Below are 1,460 nucleotides of genomic sequence, written 5' to 3' on the forward strand. Positions count from 1 at the left end.
GAGAGCAATTCCAAAGCTCCAAGGAGTTTCCCCAGTGAAAAATGACAACAAACTGCATATTGCGGTAATCGGAAGTGGTGGTGCCGCCATGGCGGCTGCCCTGAAGGCGACTGAACGCGGTGCCCGCGTCACCCTGATTGAACGTGGGACTGTCGGTGGCACCTGCGTAAATGTTGGCTGCGTGCCATCGAAGATTATGATTCGTGCAGCACATGTCGCGCATCTTCGAAAAGAAAGCCCTTTTGACGCGGGCATCAGTGCTGAGGCTCCTCAGGTAGACCGAGCAAAACTGCTTCAGCAACAGCAGGCACGAGTGGAGGAGCTGCGTGACACCAAGTACGAAAAGATACTTCGAGAACACAAGGACATCACAGTCCTGAACGGTGAGGCTCGGTTTGTCGATACCAATAGCCTGGTAGTCACGCTGGCTGAGGGTGGTAAAAAACCGGTTCATTTTGATCGCGCCTTTATTGGAACCGGAGCCAGACCGGCAGAGCCGCCAATAACGGGGCTGGCAGACACTCCTTACCTGACATCAACCAGTGCCTTGGCGCTGGATACCGTTCCCAAACGGCTGATCGTGATTGGTGCCGGTTTCGTTGCCTTGGAATTGGCTCAGGCATTCGCCAGACTCGGCAGCAAGGTTACCGTTTTAGCCCGGAGCCGTGTGTTGTCCAGCGAAGATCCTACGATCGGAGAGGCCATAGAGGCGGCTTTTCAACGGGAAGGGATTGAGGTGCTTCGCCAGACCACGCCTAGCAACGTGGACTACAGCGACAACGAGTTTATCGTCGAGACGCCTGCCGGCACCTTGCGAGCCGACCAACTACTGGTGGCGACCGGTCGAACGCCCAATACCGAGGCCCTGAACCTGGCTAGCATTGGCGTGGAAACCTCACGCGACGCAATTCAGGTGGATGAGCATCTGCAAACCACGACCCCCGGAATATACGCTGCCGGAGACTGCACCAACCAACCGCAGTTTGTCTATGTCGCCGCTGCCGGAGGCAGCCGAGCCGCCATCAACATGACGGGAGGCGAGGCCAAACTCGACCTCAGTGCCATGCCCGGGGTCATGTTTACCGATCCCCAAGTTGCCACCGTTGGCCTCACTGAAGCCGAAGCAGTTGCAAGGGGTTATAGCGTGGACACCCGACTGCTCGACTTGGCAAACGTGCCGCGTGCGCTAGTCAATTTTGACACCCAAGGCTTTATTAAAATGGTGGCAGAGCGCACGTCAGGTCGTTTGCTCGGGGTGCAGGTTGTCGCAGCGGAAGGTGGTGAAATTATCCAAACGGCAGTGATGGCGTTACGAGCAGGTTTAACTGTTCAGGAAATCGGCGATGACTTGTTCCCTTATCTGACCATGGTTGAAGGACTCAAGCTCTGTGCGCAAACGTTCACCAAGGATGTAAAGCAGTTGTCCTGCTGTGCCGGTTAATCGCTCCGGCTCTGGTCAA

1 protein-coding gene is annotated in these 1,460 nt (G+C 56.1%); it reads left to right on the forward strand.

From position 1 onward, the window contains the following. Positions 1–88: 88 nt before the first annotated feature. Entirely contained in the window at positions 89–1,441 is a 1,353-nt protein-coding gene (merA, locus tag BM036_RS19645) for a mercury(II) reductase (protein WP_425434120.1), read from the forward strand. The last annotated feature ends 19 nt before the right edge of the window (positions 1,442–1,460 follow it).

The organism is Marinobacter segnicrescens (genome assembly GCF_900111555.1).
Lineage (GTDB): Bacteria > Pseudomonadota > Gammaproteobacteria > Pseudomonadales > Oleiphilaceae > Marinobacter > Marinobacter segnicrescens.

Excerpts from the sequence above, each read along its gene's own strand:
- merA (WP_425434120.1), top strand. The coding sequence starts at position 89 with ATGGCGGCTGCCCTGAAGGCGACTGAACGCGGTGCCCGCGTCACCCTG.